26 protein-coding genes are annotated in these 26,159 nt (G+C 66.8%); 18 read left to right on the top strand and 8 right to left on the bottom strand.

The window, feature by feature from the left end; translation table 11 throughout:
• Positions 1 to 3 precede the first annotated feature (3 nt).
• Positions 4 to 1,068: a Gfo/Idh/MocA family oxidoreductase gene (locus VHP37_23370; GenBank protein ID HEX2829310.1), complete on the bottom strand. Its 1,065-nt coding sequence runs from the start codon at positions 1,066 to 1,068 to the stop codon at positions 4 to 6.
• Positions 1,069 to 1,294: 226 nt separating this feature from the next.
• Between VHP37_23370 and VHP37_23365 the strand changes: the two genes are divergently transcribed.
• The 7 genes from VHP37_23365 to VHP37_23335 all read left to right on the top strand — a co-directional run bounded on the left by VHP37_23365 (position 1,295) and on the right by VHP37_23335 (position 8,010).
• Positions 1,295 to 2,305 carry a LysR family transcriptional regulator gene (locus tag VHP37_23365; protein HEX2829309.1) on the top strand — a complete coding sequence of 337 codons (1,011 nt, stop codon included), beginning with the start codon at positions 1,295 to 1,297 and terminating at the stop codon, positions 2,303 to 2,305.
• A complete protein-coding gene (locus VHP37_23360) occupies positions 2,302 to 3,294 on the top strand; it encodes an amidohydrolase family protein (protein HEX2829308.1) in 993 nt (330 codons plus the stop codon). The genes VHP37_23365 and VHP37_23360 overlap by 4 nt, the downstream gene beginning before the upstream one ends.
• 41 nt (positions 3,295 to 3,335) lie before the next feature.
• Positions 3,336 to 4,319: an NAD(P)-dependent oxidoreductase gene (locus VHP37_23355; GenBank protein ID HEX2829307.1), complete on the top strand. Its 984-nt coding sequence runs from the start codon at positions 3,336 to 3,338 to the stop codon at positions 4,317 to 4,319.
• A gap of 2 nt (positions 4,320 to 4,321) precedes the next feature.
• Entirely contained in the window at positions 4,322 to 5,551 is a 1,230-nt protein-coding gene (locus VHP37_23350; GenBank protein HEX2829306.1) for a hypothetical protein, read from the top strand.
• A 105-nt stretch (positions 5,552 to 5,656) separates the two neighbouring features.
• Entirely contained in the window at positions 5,657 to 6,709 is a 1,053-nt protein-coding gene (locus VHP37_23345) for a GTP-binding protein (GenBank protein HEX2829305.1), read from the top strand.
• Positions 6,710 to 6,746: 37 nt separating this feature from the next.
• Positions 6,747 to 7,709 (top strand): tripartite tricarboxylate transporter substrate binding protein, encoded by a 963-nt coding sequence (locus tag VHP37_23340; protein ID HEX2829304.1) that lies wholly within the window; start codon positions 6,747 to 6,749, stop codon positions 7,707 to 7,709.
• A gap of 109 nt (positions 7,710 to 7,818) precedes the next feature.
• The gene (locus VHP37_23335) at positions 7,819 to 8,010 is read left to right on the top strand and encodes a hypothetical protein (GenBank protein ID HEX2829303.1); all 192 of its coding nucleotides are present in this window, start codon (positions 7,819 to 7,821) and stop codon (positions 8,008 to 8,010) included.
• Here the strand turns inward: VHP37_23335 and VHP37_23330 are convergent.
• Positions 8,007 to 8,966 (bottom strand): hypothetical protein, encoded by a 960-nt coding sequence (locus VHP37_23330; GenBank protein HEX2829302.1) that lies wholly within the window; start codon positions 8,964 to 8,966, stop codon positions 8,007 to 8,009. The two genes, VHP37_23335 and VHP37_23330, sit on opposite strands and share 4 nt — an antisense overlap.
• Positions 8,967 to 9,084: 118 nt before the next feature.
• Positions 9,085 to 10,734 carry an NAD-dependent malic enzyme gene (locus VHP37_23325; GenBank protein HEX2829301.1) on the bottom strand — a complete coding sequence of 550 codons (1,650 nt, stop codon included), beginning with the start codon at positions 10,732 to 10,734 and terminating at the stop codon, positions 9,085 to 9,087.
• A gap of 128 nt (positions 10,735 to 10,862) precedes the next feature.
• Here VHP37_23325 and ligD point away from each other — a divergent pair, with 128 nt between their 5' ends.
• Positions 10,863 to 11,891 carry a non-homologous end-joining DNA ligase gene (gene ligD / locus VHP37_23320; GenBank protein ID HEX2829300.1) on the top strand — a complete coding sequence of 343 codons (1,029 nt, stop codon included), beginning with the start codon at positions 10,863 to 10,865 and terminating at the stop codon, positions 11,889 to 11,891.
• Positions 11,888 to 12,925: an ATP-dependent DNA ligase gene (locus tag VHP37_23315; GenBank protein ID HEX2829299.1), complete on the top strand. Its 1,038-nt coding sequence runs from the start codon at positions 11,888 to 11,890 to the stop codon at positions 12,923 to 12,925. Before ligD ends, VHP37_23315 begins: the two co-directional genes overlap by 4 nt.
• Before the next feature lie 40 nt (positions 12,926 to 12,965).
• On the opposite strand, the gene VHP37_23310 is transcribed toward VHP37_23315, so the two are convergent.
• Positions 12,966 to 13,184 (bottom strand): DUF3606 domain-containing protein, encoded by a 219-nt coding sequence (locus VHP37_23310; GenBank protein HEX2829298.1) that lies wholly within the window; start codon positions 13,182 to 13,184, stop codon positions 12,966 to 12,968.
• Positions 13,185 to 13,267: 83 nt separating this feature from the next.
• On the opposite strand from VHP37_23310, the gene trxC reads away from it, so the two are divergent.
• Positions 13,268 to 13,717, top strand: coding sequence for a thioredoxin TrxC (gene trxC / locus VHP37_23305; GenBank protein ID HEX2829297.1), 450 nt, complete (start codon positions 13,268 to 13,270; stop codon positions 13,715 to 13,717).
• A gap of 33 nt (positions 13,718 to 13,750) precedes the next feature.
• Here the strand turns inward: trxC and VHP37_23300 are convergent, their stop codons facing one another.
• The 3 genes from VHP37_23300 to VHP37_23290 all read right to left on the bottom strand — a co-directional run bounded on the left by VHP37_23300 (position 13,751) and on the right by VHP37_23290 (position 17,117).
• A complete protein-coding gene (locus VHP37_23300; GenBank protein HEX2829296.1) occupies positions 13,751 to 13,918 on the bottom strand; it encodes a hypothetical protein in 168 nt (55 codons plus the stop codon).
• 12 nt (positions 13,919 to 13,930) lie between these two features.
• Positions 13,931 to 14,683: a hypothetical protein gene (locus VHP37_23295; GenBank protein HEX2829295.1), complete on the bottom strand. Its 753-nt coding sequence runs from the start codon at positions 14,681 to 14,683 to the stop codon at positions 13,931 to 13,933.
• Between the two features lie 148 nt (positions 14,684 to 14,831).
• Positions 14,832 to 17,117 carry a xanthine dehydrogenase family protein molybdopterin-binding subunit gene (locus VHP37_23290; protein ID HEX2829294.1) on the bottom strand — a complete coding sequence of 762 codons (2,286 nt, stop codon included), beginning with the start codon at positions 17,115 to 17,117 and terminating at the stop codon, positions 14,832 to 14,834.
• Positions 17,118 to 17,229: 112 nt separating this feature from the next.
• Between VHP37_23290 and VHP37_23285 the strand changes: the two genes are divergently transcribed.
• Positions 17,230 to 17,610: a SirB2 family protein gene (locus VHP37_23285; GenBank protein ID HEX2829293.1), complete on the top strand. Its 381-nt coding sequence runs from the start codon at positions 17,230 to 17,232 to the stop codon at positions 17,608 to 17,610.
• Here VHP37_23285 and VHP37_23280 read toward each other — a convergent pair whose 3' ends face one another.
• Positions 17,611 to 18,339: a Crp/Fnr family transcriptional regulator gene (locus VHP37_23280; GenBank protein HEX2829292.1), complete on the bottom strand. Its 729-nt coding sequence runs from the start codon at positions 18,337 to 18,339 to the stop codon at positions 17,611 to 17,613.
• A 281-nt stretch (positions 18,340 to 18,620) separates the two neighbouring features.
• On the opposite strand from VHP37_23280, the gene VHP37_23275 reads away from it, so the two are divergent.
• The 7 genes from VHP37_23275 to VHP37_23245 all read left to right on the top strand — a co-directional run bounded on the left by VHP37_23275 (position 18,621) and on the right by VHP37_23245 (position 26,118).
• The gene (locus tag VHP37_23275) at positions 18,621 to 20,030 is read left to right on the top strand and encodes an MmgE/PrpD family protein (protein ID HEX2829291.1); all 1,410 of its coding nucleotides are present in this window, start codon (positions 18,621 to 18,623) and stop codon (positions 20,028 to 20,030) included.
• A gap of 287 nt (positions 20,031 to 20,317) precedes the next feature.
• Positions 20,318 to 21,124 (top strand): SDR family NAD(P)-dependent oxidoreductase, encoded by an 807-nt coding sequence (locus tag VHP37_23270; protein HEX2829290.1) that lies wholly within the window; start codon positions 20,318 to 20,320, stop codon positions 21,122 to 21,124.
• Positions 21,125 to 21,129: 5 nt separating this feature from the next.
• Positions 21,130 to 22,107, top strand: a complete 978-nt coding sequence (locus tag VHP37_23265) for a TauD/TfdA family dioxygenase (protein HEX2829289.1) — start codon at positions 21,130 to 21,132, stop codon at positions 22,105 to 22,107.
• Between the two features lie 7 nt (positions 22,108 to 22,114).
• The gene (locus VHP37_23260; protein ID HEX2829288.1) at positions 22,115 to 23,077 is read left to right on the top strand and encodes a tripartite tricarboxylate transporter substrate binding protein; all 963 of its coding nucleotides are present in this window, start codon (positions 22,115 to 22,117) and stop codon (positions 23,075 to 23,077) included.
• Positions 23,078 to 23,080: 3 nt separating this feature from the next.
• Positions 23,081 to 24,250: an enolase C-terminal domain-like protein gene (locus VHP37_23255; protein HEX2829287.1), complete on the top strand. Its 1,170-nt coding sequence runs from the start codon at positions 23,081 to 23,083 to the stop codon at positions 24,248 to 24,250.
• Positions 24,251 to 24,259: 9 nt separating this feature from the next.
• Complete coding sequence (locus VHP37_23250; protein HEX2829286.1) at positions 24,260 to 24,454, top strand: hypothetical protein; 195 nt, start codon at positions 24,260 to 24,262, stop codon at positions 24,452 to 24,454.
• A 23-nt stretch (positions 24,455 to 24,477) separates the two neighbouring features.
• Positions 24,478 to 26,118, top strand: coding sequence for a GMC family oxidoreductase N-terminal domain-containing protein (locus VHP37_23245; GenBank protein ID HEX2829285.1), 1,641 nt, complete (start codon positions 24,478 to 24,480; stop codon positions 26,116 to 26,118).
• Positions 26,119 to 26,159 lie beyond the last annotated feature (41 nt).

Below are 26,159 nucleotides of genomic sequence, written 5' to 3'. Positions count from 1 at the left end.
ACCTCAGGCTGCGGCTGCGGCGGGACGCGATTCGGGCAGGGGCAGGGTGACCGGCTCGCCGCGCTCGGCCGAGAGGTCCGCCGCGACGTAAACCTCCATCACCTGGCGCGCCTGCTCGGGCGTGACCAGCACCGGCCGATCGCACGCCACCGCTTCGAGGAAGTGCGTGGTCTCGCGCTCCATCGGGCCGGCATAGGTGTGGTTGACGAATTCGCCGGGCATCGACGACATCGGAAGCTGGATGCCTTGCTTCATCGTATTGACCATGACGTCGCGGTGGCTGTCGTCGACGAACACCGCGCCTTCGGTGCCGATCATCTCGATCCACGTGGTCGAGAAGTTCGGATAGCCGGGCGGCAGGCTCCAGCCGCCGCCGACGACGAACGAGAAGCCGTTGTCCATCGTGACCGTGATCCACTGTGCGTCGGGGATGTCGGCGCCGGTGGCGTCGCGCATCGCACCGTAGTTGGTCTGCGAGTAGACGCGGACCGGCTTCGCGGGCTCGAGGCACCAGAGGACGAAGTCGAGATCGTGCGTCGACTCCATCGCCGCCGGCGAGAGCTTGCTGCGGCCGGTGATCTTCTTGCCGAGGCCGCGCGTGATGTGGCGCGAGACCAGCGCGCTCACCGGGCGGCCGATCGTGCCGTCCTCGATGCAGCGCTTGACGTAGGCGTACTTGGCATTGAAGCGCTGCGAGTAACCGATCGTGAACTTGAGCTTGTTGCGGCGGGCGATCTGGATGAGGTCGTCGGCCTCGTGCAGCTCGAGGGCGATCGGCTTCTCGAGGAACACGTGCTTGCCCGCGAGCAGGCTCTCGCGCGCCATCGGGTAGTGCAGCGCCTCGGGCGTCGCCGAGATCATCACCGCGTCGATGTCCTGGATCTGCAGAAGATTGCGGTAATCGGCGGTGGCGGTCTTCGCGTTCGTCTTGTCGGCGATCTCCTCGAGCCGCTCCGGGCGGTTTTCCGCGATGTGCAGGTCTTTCACCAGCGCGTGCGCCGCGCACGTCTCGGCGCGGATACCGCCGCACCACCCGGTGCCGATCACGGCCACGTTGATCTGTTTCACTGCTGCTCCTCGATGCCTGTCGTGGCTGGCGATGTTAGGCCCGGCAGAGATACCGGACAAATATCAAATGCGAATCCGTGCCATGCCGATTCGGCATGGCACGCCGTAAGCGCGAGGGTATGCGTGCTGCACTGCGGAGAGGAAGGACCGGTTGACGCGCCGCGTTCTTTCATGCCAACTTCGCATCCCTCCGCGCCACCAGTATCGCTCCCCGGCAGCTTCCCACGTGGACTTACGCAGCATCCGCTACTTCGTCGAGATCGCCGACATGGGCAGCATCACGCGCGCGTCCCGGCACCTCGGCATCGCGCAGCCCGCGCTGTCGCGCCACGTGCGCAGCATCGAGGAAGAGCTCGGCACCGAGCTGCTCGTGCGCCTGCCGCGCGGCGTGCGGCTGACGAGCGCGGGCCTGACGTTCCTCGATCACTGCCGCCGCATCGTGCGCGAGCTCGGGCGCGCGAAGGACGAGCTGCGCACGTCGAGCGAAGTGCCGCGCGGCCGCGTCGTGCTCGGGCTTTCGCCGACGACCGGACCGATGCTCCTGCCGGGTGTGATGGAGCGCGTGCGCAAGCAATGTCCCGATGTGACGCTGAAGGTGGTCGAAGGCTTCAGCAGCCAGCTCTACGACAGCCTGCTCACAGGGCGTGTCGATCTCGCGGTGCTGACGAGCCCGGCGCCGAGTCGCGCGCTGCGTCTGCTGCCGCTGATCTCCGAGCCGATCGTCGTGCTGGCGAAGCCTCAGCCGCGCGGCGCGCGGCGCTTCTACACCCTGCCTGAGCTCTCGAAGACGCCGGTGGTCACGACCGAGGCGATACGCGCGATCGTCGACGAGCAGCTCGCGCGCTACGGCTCCAAGCTCGACGTCGAAGCCGAAGTCGATGCGGTCGAAGCGATCCGCCGTCTGCTGCTGCGAGGCATCGGGCCGGCGATCATGCCGCTCTCGACGTTCCACGACGACGTCCGCGCCGGGCGCATCGAAGCGTTCCAGATCGCCGACGCGACGATCCATCGAATACTCATGGTCGGCCTTCAGGCCGAGCGGAGAATCTCCGCGGCCGTGGAGGAGGTGTCGCAGGTGCTCACCGCGGAGGTGAATCACCTGTTCGACCTCGGGTTGTTCAGCCTGCCGAGTCAAAACCGGGGTCAGACCCCAAAAAGGCCGGGGTCAGACCCCGACACAACCGGGGTCCGACCCCAAAGAAGCCGGGGGCGGACCCCGCGGAGGAGCTTTTCTTGAAACGCATCGATCTGCACAGCCACGTCATTCCCGAAACCATCGTCCAGGCGATGCGCGAGAACCCGGTCTACAACACCAGGATCGAGGAGGCCGGCGGCAAGCGCGTCTTCGTGCGCGGCAAGGTCCGCTTCGATCTCATCCCCGAGTTCTACGACGCCGAAGCCAAGCTCGAGTCGATGGACCGCAAAGGGCTGGATGTGTCGGTGATCTCGCCGGGGCCGCAGTCGTTCTTCTACAACCTCGGCGATGCCGACCTCGCGGCTACGACCGCACAGCTCGTGAACAAAGGCGTGGCCGAGATGTGCGCGAAGAAGCCCGATCGCCTGCGCGGCATGGCGACGCTGCCGATGCAGCATCCCGACGCCGCGATCGTCGAGCTCGAGCGCGTGGTGAAGGAATACGGGTTCAAGGCGGTCGAGATGGGCACGGCGATCGGCGAGGAAGAGCTGGCAGACCCGAAGTTCCGTCCGGTGCTCAAGCGGATCCAGGAGCTGAAGGTCGTCGTCTTCGCGCACCCGAACACCCAGGGCTCGGGCGGGCGGCTCGACTGCTATTACCTGACGAACCTCATCGGCAACCCGCTCGACACCACGATCATGATGGGCAAGCTCATGTTCAGCGGCGCGCTCGACGAGTTGAAAGACATGAAGATGCTGCTTGCGCACGGCGGCGGCTTTCTGCCATACCAGATCGGGCGCTTCGAGCACGGCCACAAGGTGCGGCCCGATACCGCCGCGGTGACGAAATCGCGGCCGTTCGAGATGTTCAAGCAGTTTTACTTCGACGCGCTCACCCACGATCCACTCGCGATCCGGCACCTCATCGACCGCGTCGGCTCGGAGCGCGTGGTGCTCGGCACCGACTCGCCTTTCGACATGGGCGAAGAGCAGCCGGTCGAGCGGCTGGAAGCGGTCCCGGGGCTCACGCAGAAGGAGCGCGAAGACGTGTGCTATCGCAGTGCGCTTGCGCTCTTCGGCGGCCGGTTATAGACGCGGTATGATCGAACGGTCTCGCTGAGCGGGCTGCAAGAATGAGAACGAAGAAAAGCAGGGGAGGAGGCGCCGTCACGCGCGTGGGCCAGGTGGGTCTGGGCATCATGGGCGGCGCGTATGCGAAGCACCTCAGGGCGGCCGGCTTCGACGTCATCGGTTACGACGTCGACGCGAAGCGCAACGCGATGCTGAAGTCGTTGGGCGGTAAACCGGCGAAGACGATCGCGGACGTCTCGTCGAGCACGCCGGTGGTGATCACCTCGCTGCCCAGCATACAGGCGGTCGACGCGGCGTTCTTCGGGAAGAACGGGTTGCTCGACGGCGCGCCGCCCGGAACGATCGTCATCGAGACGAGCACGCTGCCGCTGGAAGTGAAGGAGGGCGTGCGCGACGTGTGCGACGAGCGCGGCGTCGTCCTGCTCGACTGCCCGATCAGCGGCACCGGCGCGCAGGCGGCGCGCAAGGACATCTCGGTCTACGCGAGCGGACCGAAAGACGCGGTGGAGAAGTGCCGCCGGGTGTTCGCAGGCTTCGCGCGCAGCCTGCACTACTGCGGCGAGTTCGGAAGCGGCTCGCGGCTGAAGTTCATCGCGAATCTGCTGGTGACCATCCACAACCTGTCGACTGCCGAAGCGATGGTGCTGGGCAAGGCATCCGGTCTCGATCTGAACCTCGTCTACGACGTCATTCGCGACGGGGCCGGGACCTCGCGCATGTTCGAGGTCCGCGCCCCCCTCATGATCGCCGGGGACTACTCCGAGGCGACGATGAAGGTCGACGTGTACCAGAAGGATATTGATATCATCGGCGCTTACGCGTCGGCGCTGCACTGTCCGACCCCGCTCTTCGAGGCAAGCAAGGCTTATTACTCGGCTGCTTACGCTTCAGGGCATGCCAAGGAGGACACGGCGGCGATACACGCCGTGCTCGAAAGGATGGCAGGCCTGGCGAAATCCTCCAAATCCCGGACCGCCAGGACCGCGGCCCCTGTCCAATCACGTAAAAAGAGAAAGGCACGATGAACATGAGCACGACCCAGGGCAATCCGAGCCAGACACTCTCCTGGAACATGAAGCTGATCTCGCACAACGAGCTCCAGGGTTTCGGGGGCGTGGGCGAAGGCATCAGCCTGCAGATCGCCAACGACGGCCGCCGCATCCTGTGGCTCGCGCACGAGTCGGCGCCGAAGAACTTCACCGCGGTCGACGTGACCGACGTGAAGAATCCGAAGGTGATCTGCCAGACCGACCTGCCGCACGCGAAGGTGCGCTCGAACTCGCTCGACGTCGTCGGCAACCTCATGGCGGTCGCGTACCAGACCAAGGAGATGGGCGCCAAGCCCGCGGGCATGGACCTCTTCGACATCAGCAAGCCCGAAGAGCCTCGGCTCATCTCGCACTTCGACGCATCGGGCCCGCATTCGCGCGGCGCGCACTGCGTGTTCTTCGTCGACGGCGAGTACGTGCACCTCTCGGCGGGCGCCGCGGACTTCGAGCCCAACGATCCGAAGGACGACCAGTTCTACCGCATCATCGACGTCAGGAACCCGTCGAAGCCGACCGAAGTCGGCCGCTGGTGGCTGCCGGGCACCCGGAAAGGCGAGGAGCCGCTGCCGCGCCATCCCAAGTTCGACGCGGGTTACCGTACCCACAACTGCATGGTCTATCCGGAGCGTCCGGACCGCGCGTATCTCGGCTACATCGACGGCGGCGCGATCATCCTCGACATCAAGGACAAGTCCAAGCCCAAGCTGGTGTCGCGCTGGATCTACGGCCCGCCGATGAACGGCTTCACGCACACCGTCATGCCGATCTTCTCGCGCGATCTGCTGATCGTCAGCGACGAGTGCGTGAAGGACGACGGCAAGGACTGGCCGAAGATGACGTGGATCGTCAACGCGGCGGACGAGAAGAACCTGGTGCCGATCGCGACGATGCCGCTGCCGCCGGTGGAGAGCTTCGGCAAGCGCGGCGGCCGCTACGGCTCGCACAACATGCACGAGAACCAGCCGGTCAAGTCGTCGTTCCGTTCGGACACGCTGGTGTTCGCGACGTTCTTCAACGGCGGCCTGCGCGTCTTCGACACGTCGAACCCGTTCCAGCCGCAGGAAGTCGCTTACTACGTGCCCGGCGCGCCCAAGATGTCGCCCGCCGGCGCGGTCCAGATCAACGACGTCTGGGTCGACGAAAACAGGACTGTTTATTGCGTCGATCGTTTCGCCGGTGGTCTCTATATCCTCGAGATGAATGCCTAAGATATAAAACCCACCCCCACCCTAACCCTCCCCCTGAGGGGGAGGGATGGTTTTCTCCTTCCCCCTCAGGGGGAAGGTCGGGATGGGGGTGGTGTTCCAAACTGCATGCCCACCAACATCCTCAACGAACCGGAAACCCGCGGCCGCGATCCGCTGGCGGGGCGCATCCCCGTCAGCGTCGTCACGGGCTTCCTCGGCAGCGGCAAGACGACCCTCGTCAACCGGCTCCTGAAGCGGCCGGAGATGAAGAACGTCGCGGTGATCGTGAACGAGCTCGGCGAGGTGAGCATCGACCACGATCTCGTCGAGGTGTCGTCCGAGCAGATGATGCTGCTCAACAACGGGTGCCTGTGCTGCGTGCTGCGCGGCGACCTCCAGGAGACGCTGCGCGAGATGTTCGCCAAGCGCCGCCTCGGGCAGATCATCCAGTTCGACCGCGTCGTCGTCGAGACGACCGGGCTCGCCGATCCCGCGCCCGTCATGCAGACGCTGATGACGGACACGATGCTCCAGGCGCAGTACCGCCTCGACGCCGTCACTACCCTCGTCGATGCGGTCAACGGCGCGGGTCAGCTCGACACGATGCAGGAAGCGCTGAAGCAGACCGCGCTCGCCGACCGCCTCGTCATCACCAAGTCGGATCTTTCGAACGAGGAATCGCTGGCGGCGCTCGAGGCGCGGCTGCGCGAGCTCAATCCGCAGGCGCCGATCAAGCGCGCGGTGAACGGCGAGATCGAGCTCGCGTTCCTGATCGACGTGGGGCTTACCACCGCCAAGTCCAAGCTCGAGGAGGTCGAGCGCTGGATGGGTGCGGAAGTCCACGACGAGCACGGCCACGTGCACCGTCACGACAGCGCGGTGAAATCGTTCTGCCTGCGCTACGACAAGCCGTTCTCGTGGGCGACGTTCGCCCAGTGTCTCGAGGTGCTCACCACGCTGCGAGGTCCCGACCTCCTGCGCGTCAAAGGGCTGGTGAACGTCGCGGACAAACAAGGCCCCATCGTCGTGCAAGGCGTGCAGCACCTCTTCCATCCGCCGATCGAGCTTAGCCAGTGGCCGAGCGAAGACCGTTCGACGCGCCTGGTGTTCATCACCAAGGGCATCGATCAGGGGACGGTGGAGAATCTGTTCGCGGCGATCGGGGCGATCGCGCGGTAAACAAAAAAGGGGTCAGACCCCCTAGGGGAGATCGGCGATGCGCTTCATCCCTTCCATACTTTGCGCGGTTTGCGCCGCGTTGCCGCTCACCGCGGCGGCGCAAGGCTATCCCACCAAGCCGGTGCGCGTGATCGTCGGTTTCACGCCGGGCGGCATCTCCGACGTGCTCTCGCGCGTGATGTCGAACCACCTCGGCGCCGCGATGGGACAGCAGTTCATCGTCGACAACCGTCCCGGCGCCGGCACCACGATCGCCGCCGACCTCACGGCCAAGGCGCCGCCGGACGGCTACACCCTGTACTTCGTCGACATGACGACGCACGCGATCAACGCGACCCTCTACAGCAGGCTGCCGTACGACTCGGTGCGCGATTTCACGCAGATCGGCATGGTCGCCGCGACGCCGCTCGTCATGGTGGTGCACCCGTCGCTGCCGGTGAGAAACGTGAAGGAGCTGATCGCGTTCGCGAAAGCGCGTCCCGGTGAAGTGCCCTACGGCTCGTCGGGCGCGGGCACGATCCTGCACCTCACCGGCGAGACCCTGAACACCGTCGGCGGCGTCAAGATGGTGCACGTGCCGTACAAGGGCAGCGCGCCCGCGGTCGCGGCGGTGCTGAGCGGCGAGATCGCGGTGACGTTCGGCACCACGCCCGCCGCGATCTCCAACATCCAGGCCGGCAAGCTGCGCGCGCTCGGCGTGACGACCGCGAAGCGCTCGCCCGCGCTGCCGGACGTGCCCGCGATCGGCGAGACGTTGAAAGGCTTCGACATCGTGCTCTACAGCGGCGTGATCGGCCCGGCTAGGATGCCCGCCGACGTCGTCGCGCGTCTCAGCAGGGAGCTTGCGCGCATGGTCTCGACGCCCGCGATCAAGGACGCGTGGGCGAAGCAGGGCGCCGACCCGATCAGCATGGCGCCCGAGCAGGTCACGGCGCATTTGCAGTCGGACATCCAGAAGCTCGGCAAGCTCGTGAAGGCCGCCGGGGCCAAGGTCGACTAGCAAAACCGGGGTCCGACCCCAGAGGAGCCGGGTCGGACCCCGCGCGTCGGTACAGGCTTTGCTCGTCTACCGGGTTTGTGTCTTTCTCTCAGTCACCGCGAGGTCTACGATGACGATGGTCGATTGGGCAATCGAGCGCGATGCCGACGGTCTGTGGCGATGGATGCACGTGGATGCGCACGGAGTCACGCGCGCGCAGCGGCGCTTCCGCGACCTGTGGGCATGCGTGGAGGACGCGAAGAAACACGGCCTGACCGAGCGCGACCCGTCTGAAGAATCGCAGCCTGCGCTACTGCACTAGTTATTGACTTCCAGCACGGCGGTGAACACGCCGCTCGCTTCGTCGATGTCGTGCACGAGGCGCGCGCCGCTCTGGAGGAGCTCCTGAACCTTGTCTTCCACGCCTTCGCGCGTGGGTCCGGTGACGATGCGCATCAGCCCGAGCTCCTCGACCTTGCAGTCGTCGGCGGCCGTCGGCAGCTGGCTGCACGTCGCCAGCCACTTGTTGCCCATCTTGGAGATCGGCGAGCGTAGCTGGACGCCCTGACGCTCGAGGTCTTCGACCGCCGAGAGCACCGAGAGCTGGCTGTAGCCCGACACCACGAGATGGCTGCCGGCGTCGAAGACCTGCGCCGGCAGGTCCGCGCGCTCGTCGATCTGGCGGTCGATGCTGGTCGGCAGTCCGACCGAGGCCGCCCAGTCGGTGCCCCACGTCGCTTCGACGAGCTCGGGCAGCGCTTCGACCGAGACATTCACCGCATAGACCTCGTGCGCGCGCACGTGCTTGTCCTTGCGCTCTCCGACGTGCTCGAAGAGCCCTTCGTAGACATCGGAGAGGCGCGACACCACTTCGTAGAACGAGCGCGAGACGAGGAGCTGGCCGGGGTCGGCGAAGCTCATCACGCGCTGGCCCACGTTGATGCCGTCGCCGAGGATGTTGGTCTGGCCGTTGAGGTCGCGCACCAGCCGCACCGGCCCCAGGTTGATGCCCATGCGCACCGGCAGATCGGTCGAGCTCTGCAGGATCAGGCCCGAGAACAGCGCGTCTTCCGGGTTGCCGAGAAAGGTGACCGCCGCGCCGTCGCCGGTGTCGAGAATGACCCGGTCGGCCGTCGCGAGCGGCTTCAGCGATTTCGCGAGCGCGTCGTTGAAACGCGTCTTCACCGACATCTGGTCGGCGACCGATTTCTTCGAATAGCCGACGATATCGAGGAACAACACGCTCGTGACGAGCGTGCGCGCTGCTGCTTCGGCCATGGCTATAGGCCCAATATCCTGAAAATTAACCGCAATATACTAAACGCAAAGCCCGCGCCCAAGGACCGCGCGCCGTCATGTGCCATTACGGCGGCATGGCGGCGAACTGTAGCGCGGTCTAAATGTAGCTCGAATACCCCGGCTCGTACATCCGGGCCTCGACGTCGCCGAGCACGTCCGCCGGCTTTTTGCGGCCGGTGAGCTTCCTGGCGTGCGCGGCCTCGACCACGGCGGCGCCGATGTGCGCCGACACCTCGCGGGTGCGCGACAGGGCGGGGTAGAGCGAGCCCTGGTTCAGGTCGGACTCGGTGACGAGGTGCGCGAGCTTGTAGGCGGCCGCCATGAACACCTCGTCGGAGATCTGGCTGGTCTCGCTCACGACCGCGCCGAGCCCGATCCCTGGGAAGATGTACGAGTTGTTGCCCTGCCGCGGCACGAAGGTCTGGCCGTTGATCGTCACCGGATCGAACGGGCTGCCGCAGGCGAACAGCGCGCGCCCGCCGGTCCAGCGGTACGCTTCCTCGGCGGTGCACTCCGACTGCGAGGTCGGGTTGGAGAGCGCGAACACGATCGGACGCTGGTTGATCTTCGCCATCTCTTCCAGCACCTCGCGCGTGAACGTGCCGCCCACCGCGGCGACGCCGATGATGCCGCTCGGCTTCAGCCGCTTGATCGCGTCGACGAAGCTCTCGGTGCCCGGCGCGTCGTGCGCATAGCCGAGCTTGTGCTCGGCGAGCTTGGTGCGGCTCTTGACCACCAGGCCCTGTGAATCGAACAGCCAGCAGCGCTTGCGCGCGTCCGCGCGCGACAGACCGTTGCTCTCCATCGCCGAGGAGATGAGGTCGGCGATGCCGACCGCGGCCTCGCCCGCGCCCATGAAGAGGAAGGTCTGGTCGGTGAGCTTCTCGCCGGTGATGCGTAAGCCCGAGAAGATGCCCGCGAGCGCGACCGCCGCCGTGCCCTGGATGTCGTCGTTGAAGGTCGGGATGCGCTCGCGATACATCTCGAGCAGCCGGAACGCGTTGTGGTTCGCGAAGTCCTCGAACTGGATGACCACGCCCGGGAACACTTCGCGCGCGGCGGTGATGAACTCTTCCATCAGCTCGTCGTACGCCTGTCCGGTCACGCGGCGCTGGCGCAGGCCGATGTAGAACGGGTTCGCCAGCAGCTCCGCGTTGTTGGTGCCGACGTCGATCGTCACGGGCAGGCACAGGTGCGGCGCGATCCCGCCGCAGCCGGTGTACAGCGCGAGCTTGCCGACCGGGATGCCCATGCCCTGTGCGCCGAGATCGCCCAGGCCGAGGATGCGCTCGCCGTCGGTCACCACGATCATCTTCGCGGGATACGGCCAGTTCTTCAGCACCTCGCGCACGCGGCCGCGGTCTTCGCTGGTGATCCACAGGCCGCGAGGCCGTTGGAACACCTTGCCGTATTGCTGGCACGCCAGCCCGACGACCGGCGTGTAGATGATCGGCATCACTTCGTCGATGTGGTCGATCACCACGCGGAAATAGAGCGCTTCGTTGCGGTCGTGCAGCGCGTTGAGGGCGACGTACTTCTCCAGCGGGTCGGAGAGCGCGCGCAGGTTGGTCATGACGCGCGCGGCCTGCTCTTTCTGCGTGTGCACGCGCGCGGGCAGCAGGCCGCGCAGGCCGAGCGCGTCACGCTCTTCGCCGGTGAACGCGGTTCCCTTGTTGCGCAGCGGATCGCGCAGCAGCGCGACGCCGTGCGGGAACTCGGAGTCGTTGGCGGGTGCTTTATGGGTCATGCGAGGCTCCTGAGGGGCTGATGCGGCGATACGATGGGAGCGCCGGGCTGCCATTGTATCGCGCGCGTGGCTGCGCCCCGCACTCCGCCTGCGGTCGAACAGGTCCACGCATTGCTTCCTGCCAGCGCATGCACATGGCCGCCGGCGAGCGTGCAACCCGCACGCGTCATCCATCGCGAAGCTCGGTAAGCGGCCGTGGGCGCCGCGGCGGCCAGTCCGTCGAGCGCATCGTCATACCCGCGGCCGTCGACGAGGCCGAGATTGCGATCGGCGGGCGCACGGTGCGGCTGACCAACCTCAACAAGATCTTCTGGCCGGAGCTCGGTCTCACCAAGCGCGACCTGCTCCAGTACTACGCCGACGTGGCGGCGGCGCTGCTCCCGCATATCGAACACCGCGCGATGGTGATGAAGCGCTATCCGAACGGCGCCGCGGGCGATTTCTTCTTCATGAAGCGCGTGCCGAGCCCGCGGCCGGAGTGGATAGAGACGTGCTCGATCGGGCACGCGTCGGGCAACGTCATCGACTTCCCCATGGTGCAGGATGCCGCCAGCCTGCTGTGGATCATCAATCTCGGCTGCATCGACCTCAACCCGTGGTACGCGCGCTGCGACGACGTCGACCGGCCCGACTTCCTGCACTTCGACCTCGATCCGGTCCCCGGCGCGTCGTTCGAGACGGTGCGCGAAACCGCGCTGCTGGTGCGCGACGCGCTCGAAGGCCTCGGCATGACGCCGATCGCCAAGACCACGGGGTCCAAGGGCATCCACGTCTACGTCGCGATCAGGCGCGGCCCGACGCAGAAGCAGGTGTGGCATTTCGCCAAGCGTTTCGCGCAGGACATGGCGAAGCTCAAGCCCGACATCATCACGGCCGAATATCGCGTGGCCAAGCGGCCGGAAGGGCGCGTGCTCGTCGATTACAACCAGAACGCGTGGGGCCGCACGCTCGCATCGGTGTACTCGCCGCGACCCAAACCGCAGGCGACGGTATCGACGCCGGTGACGTGGAAAGAGATCGAGAAGGGTGCGCGCATCGAGGATTACACGATGGCCAACGTCCCGCGGCGCATCGCGAAGCTCGGCGACCTGTGGGCGCCGATGCTGTCGACGCAGGGACGCTTCGATCTCGAGCGGCTCGTGAAGGCGGTGCCGTGACGCTTCCGATCCCCTTCGATTACGAGCCGATGGAGGCGAAGCTCGTCGGCAGCCTGCCGAACGGCCCCGAGTGGCTGTACGAGCCGAAGTTCGACGGCTTTCGCTGCCTCGCGTTCGGCGAAGACTCGGAGGTCGACCTGCGCTCGAAATCGGGCCAGCCGTTCAACCGCTATTTTCCCGAGGTCGTGGCGGCGCTCGCGAAGCTCAGGGCGAAGCGCTTCGTGGTCGACGGCGAGCTCGTCGTGCCCGAACACTCGGCGTTCTCCTTCGACCAGCTTCTCATGCGCATCCATCCGGCGAAGAGCCGCGTCGAAAAGCTCTCGCGGGAGCACCCGGCGCTGTTCCTCGTCTTCGATCTGCTCGTCGACGACAAAGGACGCAGCCTCGTGGCGCGGCCGCTGCGCGAGCGCCGGGCGGCGCTCGAAGCCTTCGTCGATCGCTACGTCGGCGCCGATTCGCTGGTGAAGATCGCGCCGCAGACCGCGGAGCGCCAGAGCGCCGAGGAATGGCTGCAGTCGCTGGGATCGGGGCTCGACGGCATCATGGCCAAGCGCGCCGACATCCCGTACCAGACCGGCGAGCGCACCGGGATGCAGAAGTTCAAGCGCATGCGCACCGCCGACTGTGTGGTCGGCGGTTTTCGCTACGCGGCGAAGGAGCGCGTGGTGGGATCGCTGCTGCTCGGGCTGTACGACGAGACAGGCTTGCTGAACCACGTGGGCTTCTGCGCCAACATCAAGTCCGAAGAGAAACCCGCGCTGACCGCGAAGCTGGAGGCGCTGCGCGAGGCGCCCGGCTTCTCCGGCAGCAAGCCCGGCGGTCCGAGCCGCTGGAGCACCGAGCGCAGCGGCGAGTGGGAGCCGCTCGCGACCCGGCTCGTCGTGGAGGTGCAGTACGACCACTTCAGCGGCGGGCGCTTCCGCCACGGCACCAAGTTCCTGCGGTGGCGCCCGGAGAAAGAGCCCAGGCAATGCACGATGGAACAGGTCGCGCAGGAAGCGAGCGAAACCCTGAGCCTCCTCGCGCCCGCCTGACGTGGGGTCTGACCCGGCTTTATCGGGGCAGACCCCGGTTTCAATCCTCGCCGGTATTGCTGAAAATCTGCTTGCCGCGGCCGGTCCGCCGCAGGTAAGCCTCGACGTCCTCCGTGCGGGGCCCGACTTCGGCAATACAGGTGCGCAGCTCCTGGTCGCTGAGCCCGTAGCGGGTGCACCAATAGCTGACTTCCCATTCCTCTTCCAGGCCGACGCGCGAAGCGTCCGGCGGCACGAGCCCTGTCGTATGCGTGAGCATTTTTTATCTCCTTGAAAATCGGGGTCTGTCCCCGATTTACAGCAAGTGCTGAACCCGGTGCCTCATTTGCTTCCCGGCCGATCATGAGCGAAGCCCTACACGTCGTATGCCCGCAGTGCAGCACCGTGAACCGGGTGCTGCAGGAGCGCCTCGGCCCCGGCGCGAAGTGCGGCCAGTGCAAGCAGCCGCTGTTTCGCGGCGAGCCGATCGAGCTCGACGCGTCGAATTTCGACGCGCAGATCGGGAAGGGCGACCTGCCGGTAGCGGTGGATTTCTGGGCCGCCTGGTGCGGGCCGTGCAGGATGATGGCGCCGCATTTCGCGCGCGCCGCGCAGGAGGTCGAGCCTGTCATGCGGCTCGCCAAGCTCGACACCGAAGCCGCGCCGCAGGTCGCAGGGCGCTACGGCATCCGCGGGATACCGACGGTGATCGTCTTCAGGAAAGGGCAGGAGATCGCCAGGCAGTCGGGCGCGATGCAGAACCCGATGCTGACCGACTGGCTGAGAAGCGTCGCTCGAAAAACCGGGGTCTGACCCCGAAAAGCCGGGGTCAGACCCCAGGCAAGATCAGCGCGAGACCTGCGCTTTTTTCCGCTTCATCTTCCGGTCCGCCATGATCTTGGCGTAGCAGTCCGAACAGACTTCGCGGCGGTGGGTCGTCCCGGGCAGCGGCTTGAACTGGTCGCGCGGCCGGTAGTGCTGCCCGTGGTAGCAGAACTTCAGAGTATTCGACATGGCAGCGTGAGGCTAAAAGCGTTGAAGGGTCGGCGCGGGCCGCTCGCCCGCGACGGTGCGCAGGGCCGGACGCGGCGCGACATCGTGGATCCGGAACACCGCGGAAAGCGGCGTCGAGTCCGGCAGCACGTAGACGTATCCGCCGCGGCTCCGGAAGTGGGTGGCCACGACGCGGTCGTAGAACGGGGAGGGCACGTTGATGCAGCCATAGGTGATGCGGTGCTCGGCCGGGTCGGGCGACACGATGCGCTCCTGCCGGCGCTGCTTGGTGAATTTCTTCGGCAGCCGGTGCAGGGCGATGCCCGCGTCGTAGTCGACCCACAGCACCTTCTCGCCTTCGAGATTGCGGTCTTCCTCGGCGAAGAAGCGCCCGGCGGGCGTGACCCGCTGCGACGGCTTGGTCTGGTACATGTCCAGTTGCAGCACGCCCGGCGCGAACTTGTCGCCCACGCCCATGCCGATCAGGATCGGCGTCGAGTCGATCAGCATGCCGTAGCGGTCGAACGCATAGGCCCGCGCGTTGACCTTGTCGACGATGATGAACGGCAGCCCGCGGCTGTCGGCGGAATGGACCGACCAGTCGGCAACCTGCTGCGCGTCGGCCGACGCCGGATGCCCGCGGAAGTCGGCGCGCTTCACGACGGCCGCCGGCGAGTAGATCGCGCCGGTTTCGGTCACCGTGGGAAGCGTCGTGTCCATGCCGGCTGCGCTCGCGAGCGCAGCCGTGAGAGTGAAGAGCCCCAGTGCCCCTGCTGTGCGTTTCATCGTTTCGTATAGGTTCCGGCGTCACGCCGACCGCCTCGTATCCTAGCAGGCAGCGGGCCGCTATTGAACACAAACGACTTAACGGCACGCCGCGATGACGCCTCGCGCCGTTTTTGGCGCGAGGTGCGGCATACGCCGCGCTCCGCCCTCACGCCCGGTGCAGGGCCTGCCACACCCGCGCCGGCGTGAACGGCATGTCGAGGTGGGCCACCCCGCGTGGCTTGAGCGCGTCGAGCACCGCGCCGACGAGCGCCGGGATCGAGGCGGTGCACCCCGATTCGCCCATCCCTTTGACGCCGAGCGGGCTCACCTTGCTCGGGGTCGGATGCTCTTCGCCGCGGATGCCCGGCAGCAGCCCCGCGCGCGGCATGTAGTAGTCCTGGAAGCTCGCGGTGAGCGGCTGGCCGGTGTCCGCATCGTAGACGATGGCCTCGCCGAACACCTGTCCGGCGCCCTGGACCACGCCGCCGTGGAGCTGACCTTCGACCACCGAGTGGTTGATGACGACCCCGCAGTCGTCGACCGCCGAATACGCGACGATCTCGGCGACGCCGGTGTCGGGATCGACCTCGACTTCGGTGACGTGGCAGCCGTTGGGGAAGGTCGAGCCGAACTTGCCGTCGGCGATGACGCTCACGCTCTTTTTCTTCGCGAGATCGGCGAGCGTCAGCACGCGCTCCGATTCGGTCGACGTGAACTCGCCGTGGCCGTAGGCGATCTGCGACGGCTCGAGGTGCATCTCGAGCGCCGCCAGCGCCTTGCCTTCGTCGATCAGCTTGAGCGCGGCGAGATGGCACACGCTGCCGGCGCCGACGGTCGTGCGCGAGCCGCCGGTGTGATTGCCCAGGAGCTTGGAATCCGGCGCGCACTGCACCACCTTCACCTGCCCGGGGGACACCTGGAGCGCACTCGCGACGATCTGCGCGAGCGTCGTCTCGTGGCTGTGGCCCTGCGCCTTGGAGACGGTGTAGACCGTGACGGTGCCGCTCGCGTCGAGCTCGATCTCGACTTCGTCCTTGGGCGCGTTACCCGCGCCGGTGTTCTCGATCACGGTCGAGATGCCGATCCCGCGGAGCTTGCCCGCCGCGGTGGACCGGTCGCGCCGCGCCGCGTAGCCGTTCCAGTCGGAGAGCTTCAGCGCCTTGTCGAGCAGCCCCGGCAGGTCGGCGATCTCGTAGGTCGAACCGGTCGGGGTGGTGTAGGGGAACGCCTCGGGCGGGATGAAGTTGCGCCGGCGCAGCTCCGCCGCATCGACCCCCGTCTCCGCCGCCGCCGCGTTCACCAGGCGCTCCACGACGTAAGCGATGTCCGGACGGCCCGCGCCGCGATACGCCGCGACCGGCGTGGTGTTGGTCAGCGGGATGCGGTAGGACGCATAGAGCGCGGGAATCCTGTAGACGCCGGTCATGCACGTCGTGGTGTTGCGGATGTGTCCCATGGCGCCGGTCGACAGGTACGAGCCCATGTCGTTGATCCAGTCGAGACGCATGGCGAGGAACCGGCCGTCCTTGTCGAGCGCGAGCTTGCCGTCGATGATGTTGTTGCGGCCGTGCGCGTCGGCGACGAAGCCTTCCATGCGCGTCGACACCCACTTCACCGGCTTGCCCAGCGCTTTCGCCGCGATCATCAGCGCGGCATACTCGGGATAGGCGATGGTGCGCTGGCCGAAGCCGCCGCCGACGTCGCGCGCTTCGAACCTGAGCTTGTCCTGCGGCACCTTGGTGTAGGCGGAGAGCTGCTGGCGCAGCGTCGTCACGCCCTGCATCACCACGTTGAAGCGATATTCGTCGTGCGCGGCGTCGTACGCGACGAGGCACGCGCGCGGCTCCATCGGGTTGGGGGCGACGCGCGTGGACACGACCTTGAGCTGCGTGATGTGCGCCGCTTTTGCGAAAGCGGCTTCGACCGCTTGCTCGTCGCCGGCTTCGGATTCGAACGCGAGGTTGCCCGGCACGTCGTCGTGGATCTGGGGCGCGCCCGCGGCCAGTGCGGCTTCGGGATCGGTGACGCTGGGCAGATCGCGGTACTCGATCGACACGAGCTCGGCGGCGTCCTGCGCGGCCGCCGCGCTGTCGGCGACGACGAGCGCGACCGCTTCGCCGACGAACCGCACCTTGCCGTGCGCGAGCACCGGACGATCCGGCGCGCGGGCCTTCATGTCGTTCCTGCCGGGGAAGGTGAAGGCGTGCGGCGGCTTCACGTAGCCCGCGCGCACCGCGTCTACGCCGGTGTACACGCCCTTGACGCCCGGCGCTTTCATCGCCGCAGACGTATCGATCGCTGCGATCTCGGCGTGTGCGCGATCGGCGCGGACGAAATAACCGTAGAGCTGCCCCGCGACGCTCCAGTCGGCGGCATAACAGCCCGCGCCGGTGATGAGGCGCCGGTCCTCGACTCGGTTACCGTGATGAGGGTGATCGGCGTCGGCGTGCATGGTCGTGGGTCTCCGGAGCGTTAGCGCAGCCGCCGATGGTAACAGGCGCGCAGCGTCCGCGCGGCCGCAGTATGATGCGCGCGTTTTTGTCGCGACGAATGACGGGAGGCCGGTGGACTACACCACGATCAAGACGGTGCACATGACGGCGGTGGCCGCGAGCTGGCTGCTGTTCACGCTGCGCGGCGGGTGGATGCTGCGCGCGCCGGAAATGCTCGCGAAGCGGTGGGTGAGGATCGTGCCGCACGTCGTCGATACGGTGCTCCTCGCGAGCGCGGTGACGCTGGCGGTGATGATCCGGCAGTATCCGTTGCAGGCGCCTTGGATCACCGCGAAAGTGACCGGCCTCGTCGCGTACATCGTGCTGGGAACGATCGCCTTGAAGCGGGGGAAGACGAAAGGGGTGCGGATCGCCGCGCTGATCGCGGCGCAGGCGGTGTTCTTCTACATCGTCGCGGTGGCGGTCACGAAGAGCCCGTGGCCGCCCGGCTGATCACTGCGGCGATGCGACCGCGAGCGGGTCGTGGCCGTTCGGCTCGCGCTCCGCGCCGGTGCCCTTCGCGGCGAGCGCCGCCGCGTCGACGATCACGAGCTTGCGCCTTTCCCTGCGCACCATGCCGCGGCCGATCATGTCCTTGATGACGCGGCTCACCATCTCGCGCGAGGCCGCCACGCGCGCGGAGATCTGCTCCGAGCCGATCTCGACGCGGCGCTCGCCGTCCGCGTCGCGGCTGTGCTCCAGCAGCACCGCGGCGACGCGATCGTAGACCTTGGTGAGCGCGAGCGTCGCGAGCTTGCGATGCGTGTCGCACAGGCGGCGCAGCGTCTTCCTGAGCATGCACATCGCGGCGCGGTTGTTGTCCTCGAGGCACTCGAGCACCACTTTGCGCGGGATGTAGAGCAGCTCGCAGGCGGTGTCGCAGCGTATGCTCGCCGCGCACGCTTCCTCTTCGAGCAGGCCGAGCTCGCCGACGAAATCGTTCGGGCCGACCGAAGCCGCGATGAGCTCGTGGCCCTGCGCGTCCTGGTGAAGCACGGACACGCGCCCCGACACGACGATGTAAAGACCGTCGCCGGGTTCGCCATAACGCTGGAGCACGGCGCGCGCGGCGTAGCGTCGATGTTCCACCGTCGGCAGGGCCCATGCGAGCTGGCTCTCGCTCAGCCATGAGAACGGCGGCAGTCGCTTGAGAAGCTGCGGATCGCCTGTGTATCGGCTCATGCTTTCAACCGTGCTTTGCGGGTGAGCGACTGTAGAAGAACGCCGACATATCGGTTGTTAAAAACGTCACGGCGCCCGGAAAAATTCCGCAAGGAGAGGGAAAACGACGCAGGAAGTCAACAGGCGCCCCGCTTGTGCGCTCGCCGTTAACCCTGCAAAGTGCCTCCACTCGCTCACAACGCCGGAACGCGCGTTCCGTTTACTGCCGGCGCTTTCGAGCGCCGTAATGCGCTGCACGGCCGCGTTAACATGTCGCGAAACAACGACAGTGGAGTGCAACTATGACCTCGATCAGCCGCGCGCTGGCGAAATGGGTGGCGAACCTCGATTACCGCGATCTTCCTCCCGCAGTGGTGGATCGCGCGAAAGGCGTCACGCTGCATTGCCTGGGGTCGATCCTGCTCGGCTCGCAGACCGGGGACGCGAAGAAAGCGGTGAAGCTCGTCACCGAAGAGGAAAGCGGCGTCGCGCACGGCGCGACGATCCCGGTCGACGGCTCGAAGGTCACGCGCGCGGGCGCGGCGTACGCGGGCTCGGAGATGGCATTCTCGGGCGGCAAATGGGATACGTTTCGCATGCTCACGCACCCGGGCACGAGCATCATCCCGACCGCGCTCGCGGCCGCCGAAAGCGCCGGCGCGGACGGCAGACAGCTGGTGACCGCGGTCGCCGCGGCCTATGAAGTCTGCGAGCGACTCGCCGCCGATTACATCCCGACGGTGATGTCGCGCGGCTTTCATGCGGGACCGGTGTTCGGCATCTTCGGTGCGGCGATCGCGGCGGCGAAGCTCTACGGCCTGAGCGAGGACGAAGTGAACAGCGCGATCGCGCTGTGCGCGAGCCTCGCCGGCGGCAACCTCGAGGCGCCGCGCTGCGGCGGCAAGGCGCTGCGCGAAGGCGCGGCGGTGCGCAACGCGATGCTCGCGGTGTCGCTGGCGCGGCAGGGACACGTCGGCGGCGATACCGTGCTGGAAGGCGACGCCGGTTTCTATCACGCGTTCGCCGGCAGCAACAAAGGCGAGCTCACTTACAGCTTCGTCGGCGCGACGCGCGCGAACCTTGCCGACATCACGAAGGATCTGGGCAAAAGCTGGATCTTCCTCGAGACGCTGTATCGCATCTACTCGATCTCGGGCTACAACATCGCGCACATCGACGTCACCGCGGCGCTCGTGAAAGAGCACGACATCAGGCCCGGGAACGTCGAGCGCGTGGAGGCGGTGGTGAACTGGCTCGAGACGCAGTATCCGAGCCCCGCGTTCACGTCGCGCCGCGAAGACGCGCCGCCCAAACCGGGCATGACGCCTTACTACACCGCCCATGCGATCGTCGAGCGCGGCTTTCCGGTGCTCCAGAAATGGGAAGGCGGTCCGCCGAAAGTCAGCGATGCGAAGCCGGAAGTGCTCGACATCATGAAGCGCGTGACGATGATCCCTTCGCACACCGCGCCGCTGTTCGGCCCGCGCATCACGATCTACACCAAGGACGGGAAGAGCTACTCGAAGCAGGGGACGGGACGCGAGTTCATCTGGGATTTCGACGAAGAGGCGCGGCGGCTGCGCGACATCGTGCCGGGCCTCCCGGTGTCCGCGGCGCGCTTCGACGAGATCGTCGAGACGTGCCGGACGCTCGATACCCAGCCGCGAGCGGCTCGGCTCGTTGAGCTCACTATTCCTGACGCAAGACCTTAAGAGCACAGTTCAAAAGCTTTAACACGGAGGGCACGGAGGAACACGGAGGACACGGAGGGATGCCGCGGGTGGCGCATCCTGAGTCATCACTTCGTTGCTAAAGACGCGGTGTGAGACGTGCGCGTCCGAGTGCTTTCCTCCGTGTCCTCCGTGAACCTCCGTGATCTCCGTGTTGATGCTTTGTTTTTCGTAGTATTCCACAGCGGGAATACTGGATTAACAAATTCGTCTTGTGAGTTATAGCGGCCGCGGCTAAAGTCCTCCACCTACCGAAAGAGGAGAAAGCCGTGGCAAGACTCGACGGCAAGGTCGTTTTCCTGACCGGCGCGGGCGCCGGCATCGCGAAAGCGACCGCCAAGCTGGCGTCGCGCGAAGGCGCCAAAGTCGCCCTGATCGAGATCAGGCGCGAACAGGGTGAGCGCGCCGAGCGCGAGATCAGGGAAGCGGGCGGCGATGCGCTGTTCGTCGAGACCGACGTGACGAACGACGCGAGCGTCGCGCGCGCGGTCGCGGCGACGGTCGAGCGCTTCGGCCGTCTCGACGTCATCTTCAACTGCGCCGGCGGCTCGCTGCAGGAAGACGTACCGGTGCACCAGATGGACCTCGACGTCTGGCACCGCACGATCAATCTGAACCTGCTGCACCCGTTCCTCACGTGCCGCCACGGCATCCCGCACATGCTGAAGGCGGGCGGCGGCTCGATCGTCAACGTGACGTCGCACCTCGGCCTCATGGGCTCGATGAAGCCCGCGTACGCCGCGACCAAAGGCGGCATCGTCTCGTTCACCAAGACGCTCGCCGCGCAGTACGCGCAGCACAACATCCGCGCCAACGCGATCGCCCCGGGCTCGGTACGCACCGAGCGCCAGATCGCGCGTTACGAGAACAAGGACTTCATGCTCGCGGAGAAGCCGGGACCCGCGGCGCGCGAGCGCGCGGCGTTCCAGAAGCTGTATCCGTTTTCGAAGGGCGATCCCGAAGACATCGCGTCCATCGCGGTGTTCCTGGCGTCGGACGAGTCGCGCATGCTGACCGGCACGACGATCGCGGCCGACGGCGGGCGGTCGAGCTATCTCAAGGTTTTGGCGGAGTGAATGACATGAGTTCTGTCGTTGAAAACCGGGGTCAGACCCCGAAGAAGCCGGGGTCCGACCCCATCCAGGTGGTGCCGACGCGTGCGGCGCTCGGCGCCGAGGTGCGCGGCCTCGATCTCAAGACCCTCGACGACGCGACCTTCGCGCGTCTGCACGCGCACTGGCTCGACCACCTGCTGCTCGTGATTCGCGGCCAGGCCATGACTCCTTCGGACCTCGTCACCTTCGCGAAGCGCTTCGGCACGCCGGTGACGTCGTCCAACCTCCACAAGCGCGGCCTCGAAGAGCGCACCGCGAACAAGATCTTCAACCTGCCGCCCGAGGTGACGGTCGTCACCAACGTGAAGCAGGACGGCAAGCCGGTCGGCATCCTGGGCGACGGCGAAGTGGTGTGGCACGCCGACTTTTCGTTCAAGGAGCGCCCGACGGCGGCGCGCATGCTGCTCGCGGTGGAGATTCCGCCCGAAGGCGGCCACACCTATTTCAGCAACTGCTACGCCGCGTACGACACGCTGTCCGACGCGATGAAGCAGCGCCTCAAAGGCATGACGATCAAGCAGGCGAACATCGTCGATACCGCGATGCAGATCCGCCCCGGCGCGCGGCTGGACATGGACATCCGCGAGATCGAAGGGCCGAGCCACCCGATCGTCTCGACGCATCCCGAGACCGGGCGCAGCATGCTGTTCCTCGGGCGCCGCCACAGCGCGTACGTGAACGGCCTGTCGCTGGAAGATTCGGAGGCGCTGCTGAACGAGCTCTGGGAGCACGCGACGCAATCGCGCTTCGTCTACGAGCACGAGTGGTCGGTCGGCGACGTCGTGGTCTGGGACAACCGCGCGACGCTGCACAAGCGCGACCCGTTCAACGCGGAGAACCGCCGCGTGCTGTACGCCTCGCAGGTCGAAGGCCACAAGCCTTTCGAAGCGCCCGACGCGATGACGCGTCCCGCGCATCCCCGACACACCGCAATCGCGGCCTGAGGTCCCCATGTCCAAAACCATCCTCTTCGCGCTCGCGGCCGCGTGCGCCGCGTCCGGCGCGGTTCACGCCCAGCAGAAATATCCTTCCAAACCCGTGCGCGTCGTCGTGGGCTTCGCGCCCGGCGGCGGCACCGACATCGCCGCGCGAGCGATCGCGCAGAAGCTCGGCGAAGCCATGGGCGCGTCGTTCGTCGTCGACAACCGTCCCGGCGCCGCGGGCAACATCGCGGCCGAGATCGTGGCGCGAGGCACCGCGGACGGCCACACGCTGCTCATGGCGAACTCCACCATCGCCATACCCTCGCTGTACGCCAGACTGCCGTTCGACATCCGCAAGGATTTCATCCCGGTGAGCCTCGTCGCGCTCGGGCCTTCGGTGCTGAGCGTGCATCCGAGCGTCGCGGCCAACGACGTGAAGGGCCTGCTCGCGCTCGCGAAATCGCAGCCGGGCAAGATCACCTACGGCTCCGGCGGCATGGGCAACGTCACGCACCTCGCGATGGAGCTGCTGGAATCGATGACCGGCGTCGACATGGTGCACGTGCCGTACAAAGGGGCGGCGCCGTCGCTCACCGCGCTGGTGAGCGGGGAGGTGCAGGCGCTGTTCTCGTCGGTACCGGCCGCGCTGCCGCAGGTGAACAACGGCAAGATCCGCGCGCTCGGCGTATCGATCTCGAAACGCAGCCCCGCGATGCCCAACGTTCCGACGATCGCGGAAGCCGGGGTGCCCGGGTATTACGCCGCGTCGTGGTACGGCCTGCTCGCCCCGGCCGGCACGCCGCGCCCGATCGTCGATGCGCTGGCGAAAGAGACCTCGAAAGCGATGCGCGCCGCGGATATCCGCGACAAGATGCTCGCGCAAGGCTTCGAGCCCGTGGGCAACACCTCGGCCGAGTTCGCGAAGTTCATCGCGGCCGAGATCCCGCGCTGGGAAAAGGTCGTGAAGAACGCCGGTATCAGGGGGGAGTGACGCGTGATCGATCGCATTGAAGTCTTCGTCACCGCGCTCTCGGCGCGCGTCCAGCGCATCTTCTCCAGCGGCAGCTACGACACCGGCCCCGCCGAGCGCCTGCTCGGCAAGCCGGTGCTGGTGAAGATCTACGACGGCGGCGTGGTCGGCACCGCGCAGATCCGCCCGATCAGCCCGGGGCATTTCGTTCCGGATACTTCGCTCTCCGTCGTCGCGGCGGTGAAGGAGATCCTCGGACCGGCGCTGATCGGCCGCTCGATCTTCGACATCGAAGGCATCAGCGAGACTTTCGACAACCGCCTCGCCGGCAACCCCGCGGCGCGCGCGCTGCTCGACATCGCGCTGCGCGACGCGCAGGGCAAGGCGCTCAACCAGCCGATCTACAACCTCATCGGCGGCTGCTGCCAGCCGCGCATCCCGCTCGAATGGTCGGTCAGCATGGCCGAAGACGTCGAGACGATGATCGCGGAATCGAAGCGCGCGGTCGACGAGTTCGGCATCAAGGTGCTGTGCCTGAAGATGGCCGACCGCCGCGGCTGGAAGCGCGACGTGCAGAACTTCGAAGCGGTGCGCAAGGCGGTGGGCGAGGACGTGGTGATCGGCATCGATCCCAACACCGGCTGGACGCTGGCCGATTCGCTGTCCGCGATCGCCGCGATCAGGCCGATGGGGCTGGGTTACATCGAGCAGCCCATCGCGCGCCGCGACCTTCAGGGCATGGCGGAGATCCGCCGCGCGGCGGGCGGCGTTCCGGTGATGGCCGACGAGGCGATCTTCACGCTCCAGGATGCGTACGCGCTCGCCGAAGCGCGGGCGGTCGACGCGTTCTGCATCAAGCTCTACAAGCTCGGCGGGTTGACTGCGGCGAAGAAGATCGCGGCGGTCGCCGAAGCCGCGAACATCCAGTTGAACTGCGGCGGGCTTGCGGTGCAGTCGCAGCTCGAAGCCGCGGCGAGCGCTCATTTCTACGCGAGCACGCCGGCCTCCCGCATGATGGGCGCGGGCGAGTTCGTGATGGGCCTCAACGCGACCGCCAGGGACCCGCTGTCGCCCGAGAGCGATTTCAGGATCCGCGACGGGCACGTCGACGTGCCGCACGGTCCGGGCCTCGGGATCGCCATCGACGAAGCCGCACTCAAGAAGAACACACTGCTGTACGAGCGCATCGCTTAAGGGGCGGCGATGACCGGCGCACGCAAACAGGAGCGATCCGCGCGGCCCTGGCGCTTCTTCCAGGACCAGGACGCGCGCTGGCGCTGGAAGTACGTCATGAACGGCAAGGCGGTGGCGCAGGCCTACGAGGGATTCGCCGATTACGAGCGGTGCGTCGCCGACGCACGCGTGCACGGCTACCGCGACACGACAAAAGGGGCCTGAGCCCCGGTCCGAGGAGGAGTGAGATGTACGTGACGTCGCTTCCTGAAACCGCCGAGTTCGACTACGTGATCGTCGGCGCCGGCTCGTCCGGCTGCGTGCTGGCGAACCGCCTCTCGGCGGACGGCAGGCACCAGGTGCTGCTGATCGAAGCGGGCCGCCGCGACGACCACATCAACATCCACGTGCCGATGTTCGTCGCGAAAGTGCTGATGGACGAGCGCTTCACGTGGCCGTTCAAGACCGAGCCCCAGCAGCATCTCAACGGCAAGCAGCAGCTGTGGGTGCGCGGGCGCGTCATCGGCGGCTCGAGCTCGATCAACGGCAACCTCTTCGTGCGCGGCGATCCCAGGGAATACGACAAATGGCGCGACGCCGGCTGCGCAGGCTGGGGTTACGCCGACATGCTGCCGCTCTTCAAGCGGCTCGAGGACTTTCCGGAAGGCGACGAGACGCGCGGCAAGGGCGGTCCGGTCGGCGTCACGCGCCTGCACAAGTTCGACGAGCTCGCCGACGCGTTCGTCGACGCGTGCGAAGCGCTGGGCTCGCAACGCCTGCACGATTACAACGACGGCAGCTACGAAGGCACGTTCTATCTCCAGTATTCGACGCGCAAAGGCTTGCGTTCCAGCTCGGCGGTGTCGTATCTGAAGCCGGCGCTGTCGCGGCCGAATCTTTCGGTGATCACCGACACCGTCGCGACCCGGGTGCTGATGGAAGGCACGCGCGCGGTCGGCGTCGAGATCTCGCGCGACGGCCGCGTGCAGCCGGTGAAGGCGCGGCGCGAGGTCATCCTCTCCGCGGGGCCGCTCAAGTCGCCGCAGCTCCTCGAGCTCTCGGGCATCGGCAATGCGGACCTCCTGCAGAAGCACGGCATTGCCGTCGTGCGTCATTCGCCCGACGTCGGCGAGAACCTGCGCGACCATCCCAACGTGCGCATCACCTACGAGTGCGCGAAGCCGCTCACCGTCAACGACGTGCTGCGCAATCCCTGGCGCAAGATGCGCGAGGGCTTGCGCTTCGCGCTCACGCGCAAGGGTTTTCTCGCGATCTGCTCGTCGACCGCTCAGACCAATCTGCGCAGCGACGACAAGGCCGGACAGCCCGACCTCGTGCTGCGGCTCATGCCGGTGTCCGGCAAGGACCGCTACGCGCGCACCGCGCGCTACGGGCTCGATCCGTGGTCGGGGTTCTCGATCGGGATCACGCCGCTCCAGCCGCACTCGACGGGCACGGTGCACATCCGCTCCGCGAACCCGCACGAGCATGCGGCGATGGACCCGCGGTATCTCTCGCACGAAGCCGACGCGCAGCTCTTCCTCGACGGCATGCGGCGGGCCCGCGCGGTCGCCGCAAGCCCCGCGATGAAAGCGCTGATCGTGCGCGAGACGCGCCCCGGCCCCGGCGTGACCGACGAAGCCGGCATGCTCGATTACATCCGCGACGGCGTGAACACGAGCTGGCACATGGTCGGCACCTGCCGCATGGGCGCGGACGAGCGGTCGGTCGTCGATCCGCAGCTGCGGGTGCGCGGCGTCAGCGGCCTGCGCGTCGTCGATTCGTCGGTGTTCCCGACCATCCCGTCGTCGAACACCAATGCGCCGTCGCTGGCGACGGGTGAAAAAGGCGCGGACCTGATTCTGGAATCTGTGAAAACCGGGGTCTGACCCCAAAGAGCGGGGTCAGACCCCGAGCGGAACAAAGGAGG

Source organism: Burkholderiales bacterium, assembly GCA_036262035.1.
In the GTDB taxonomy this organism is placed as follows: Bacteria; Pseudomonadota; Gammaproteobacteria; order Burkholderiales; family SG8-41; genus JAQGMV01.
Note: the sequence above shows the minus strand (reverse complement) of the source record. Positions and strands in the feature narration are given on the sequence as shown.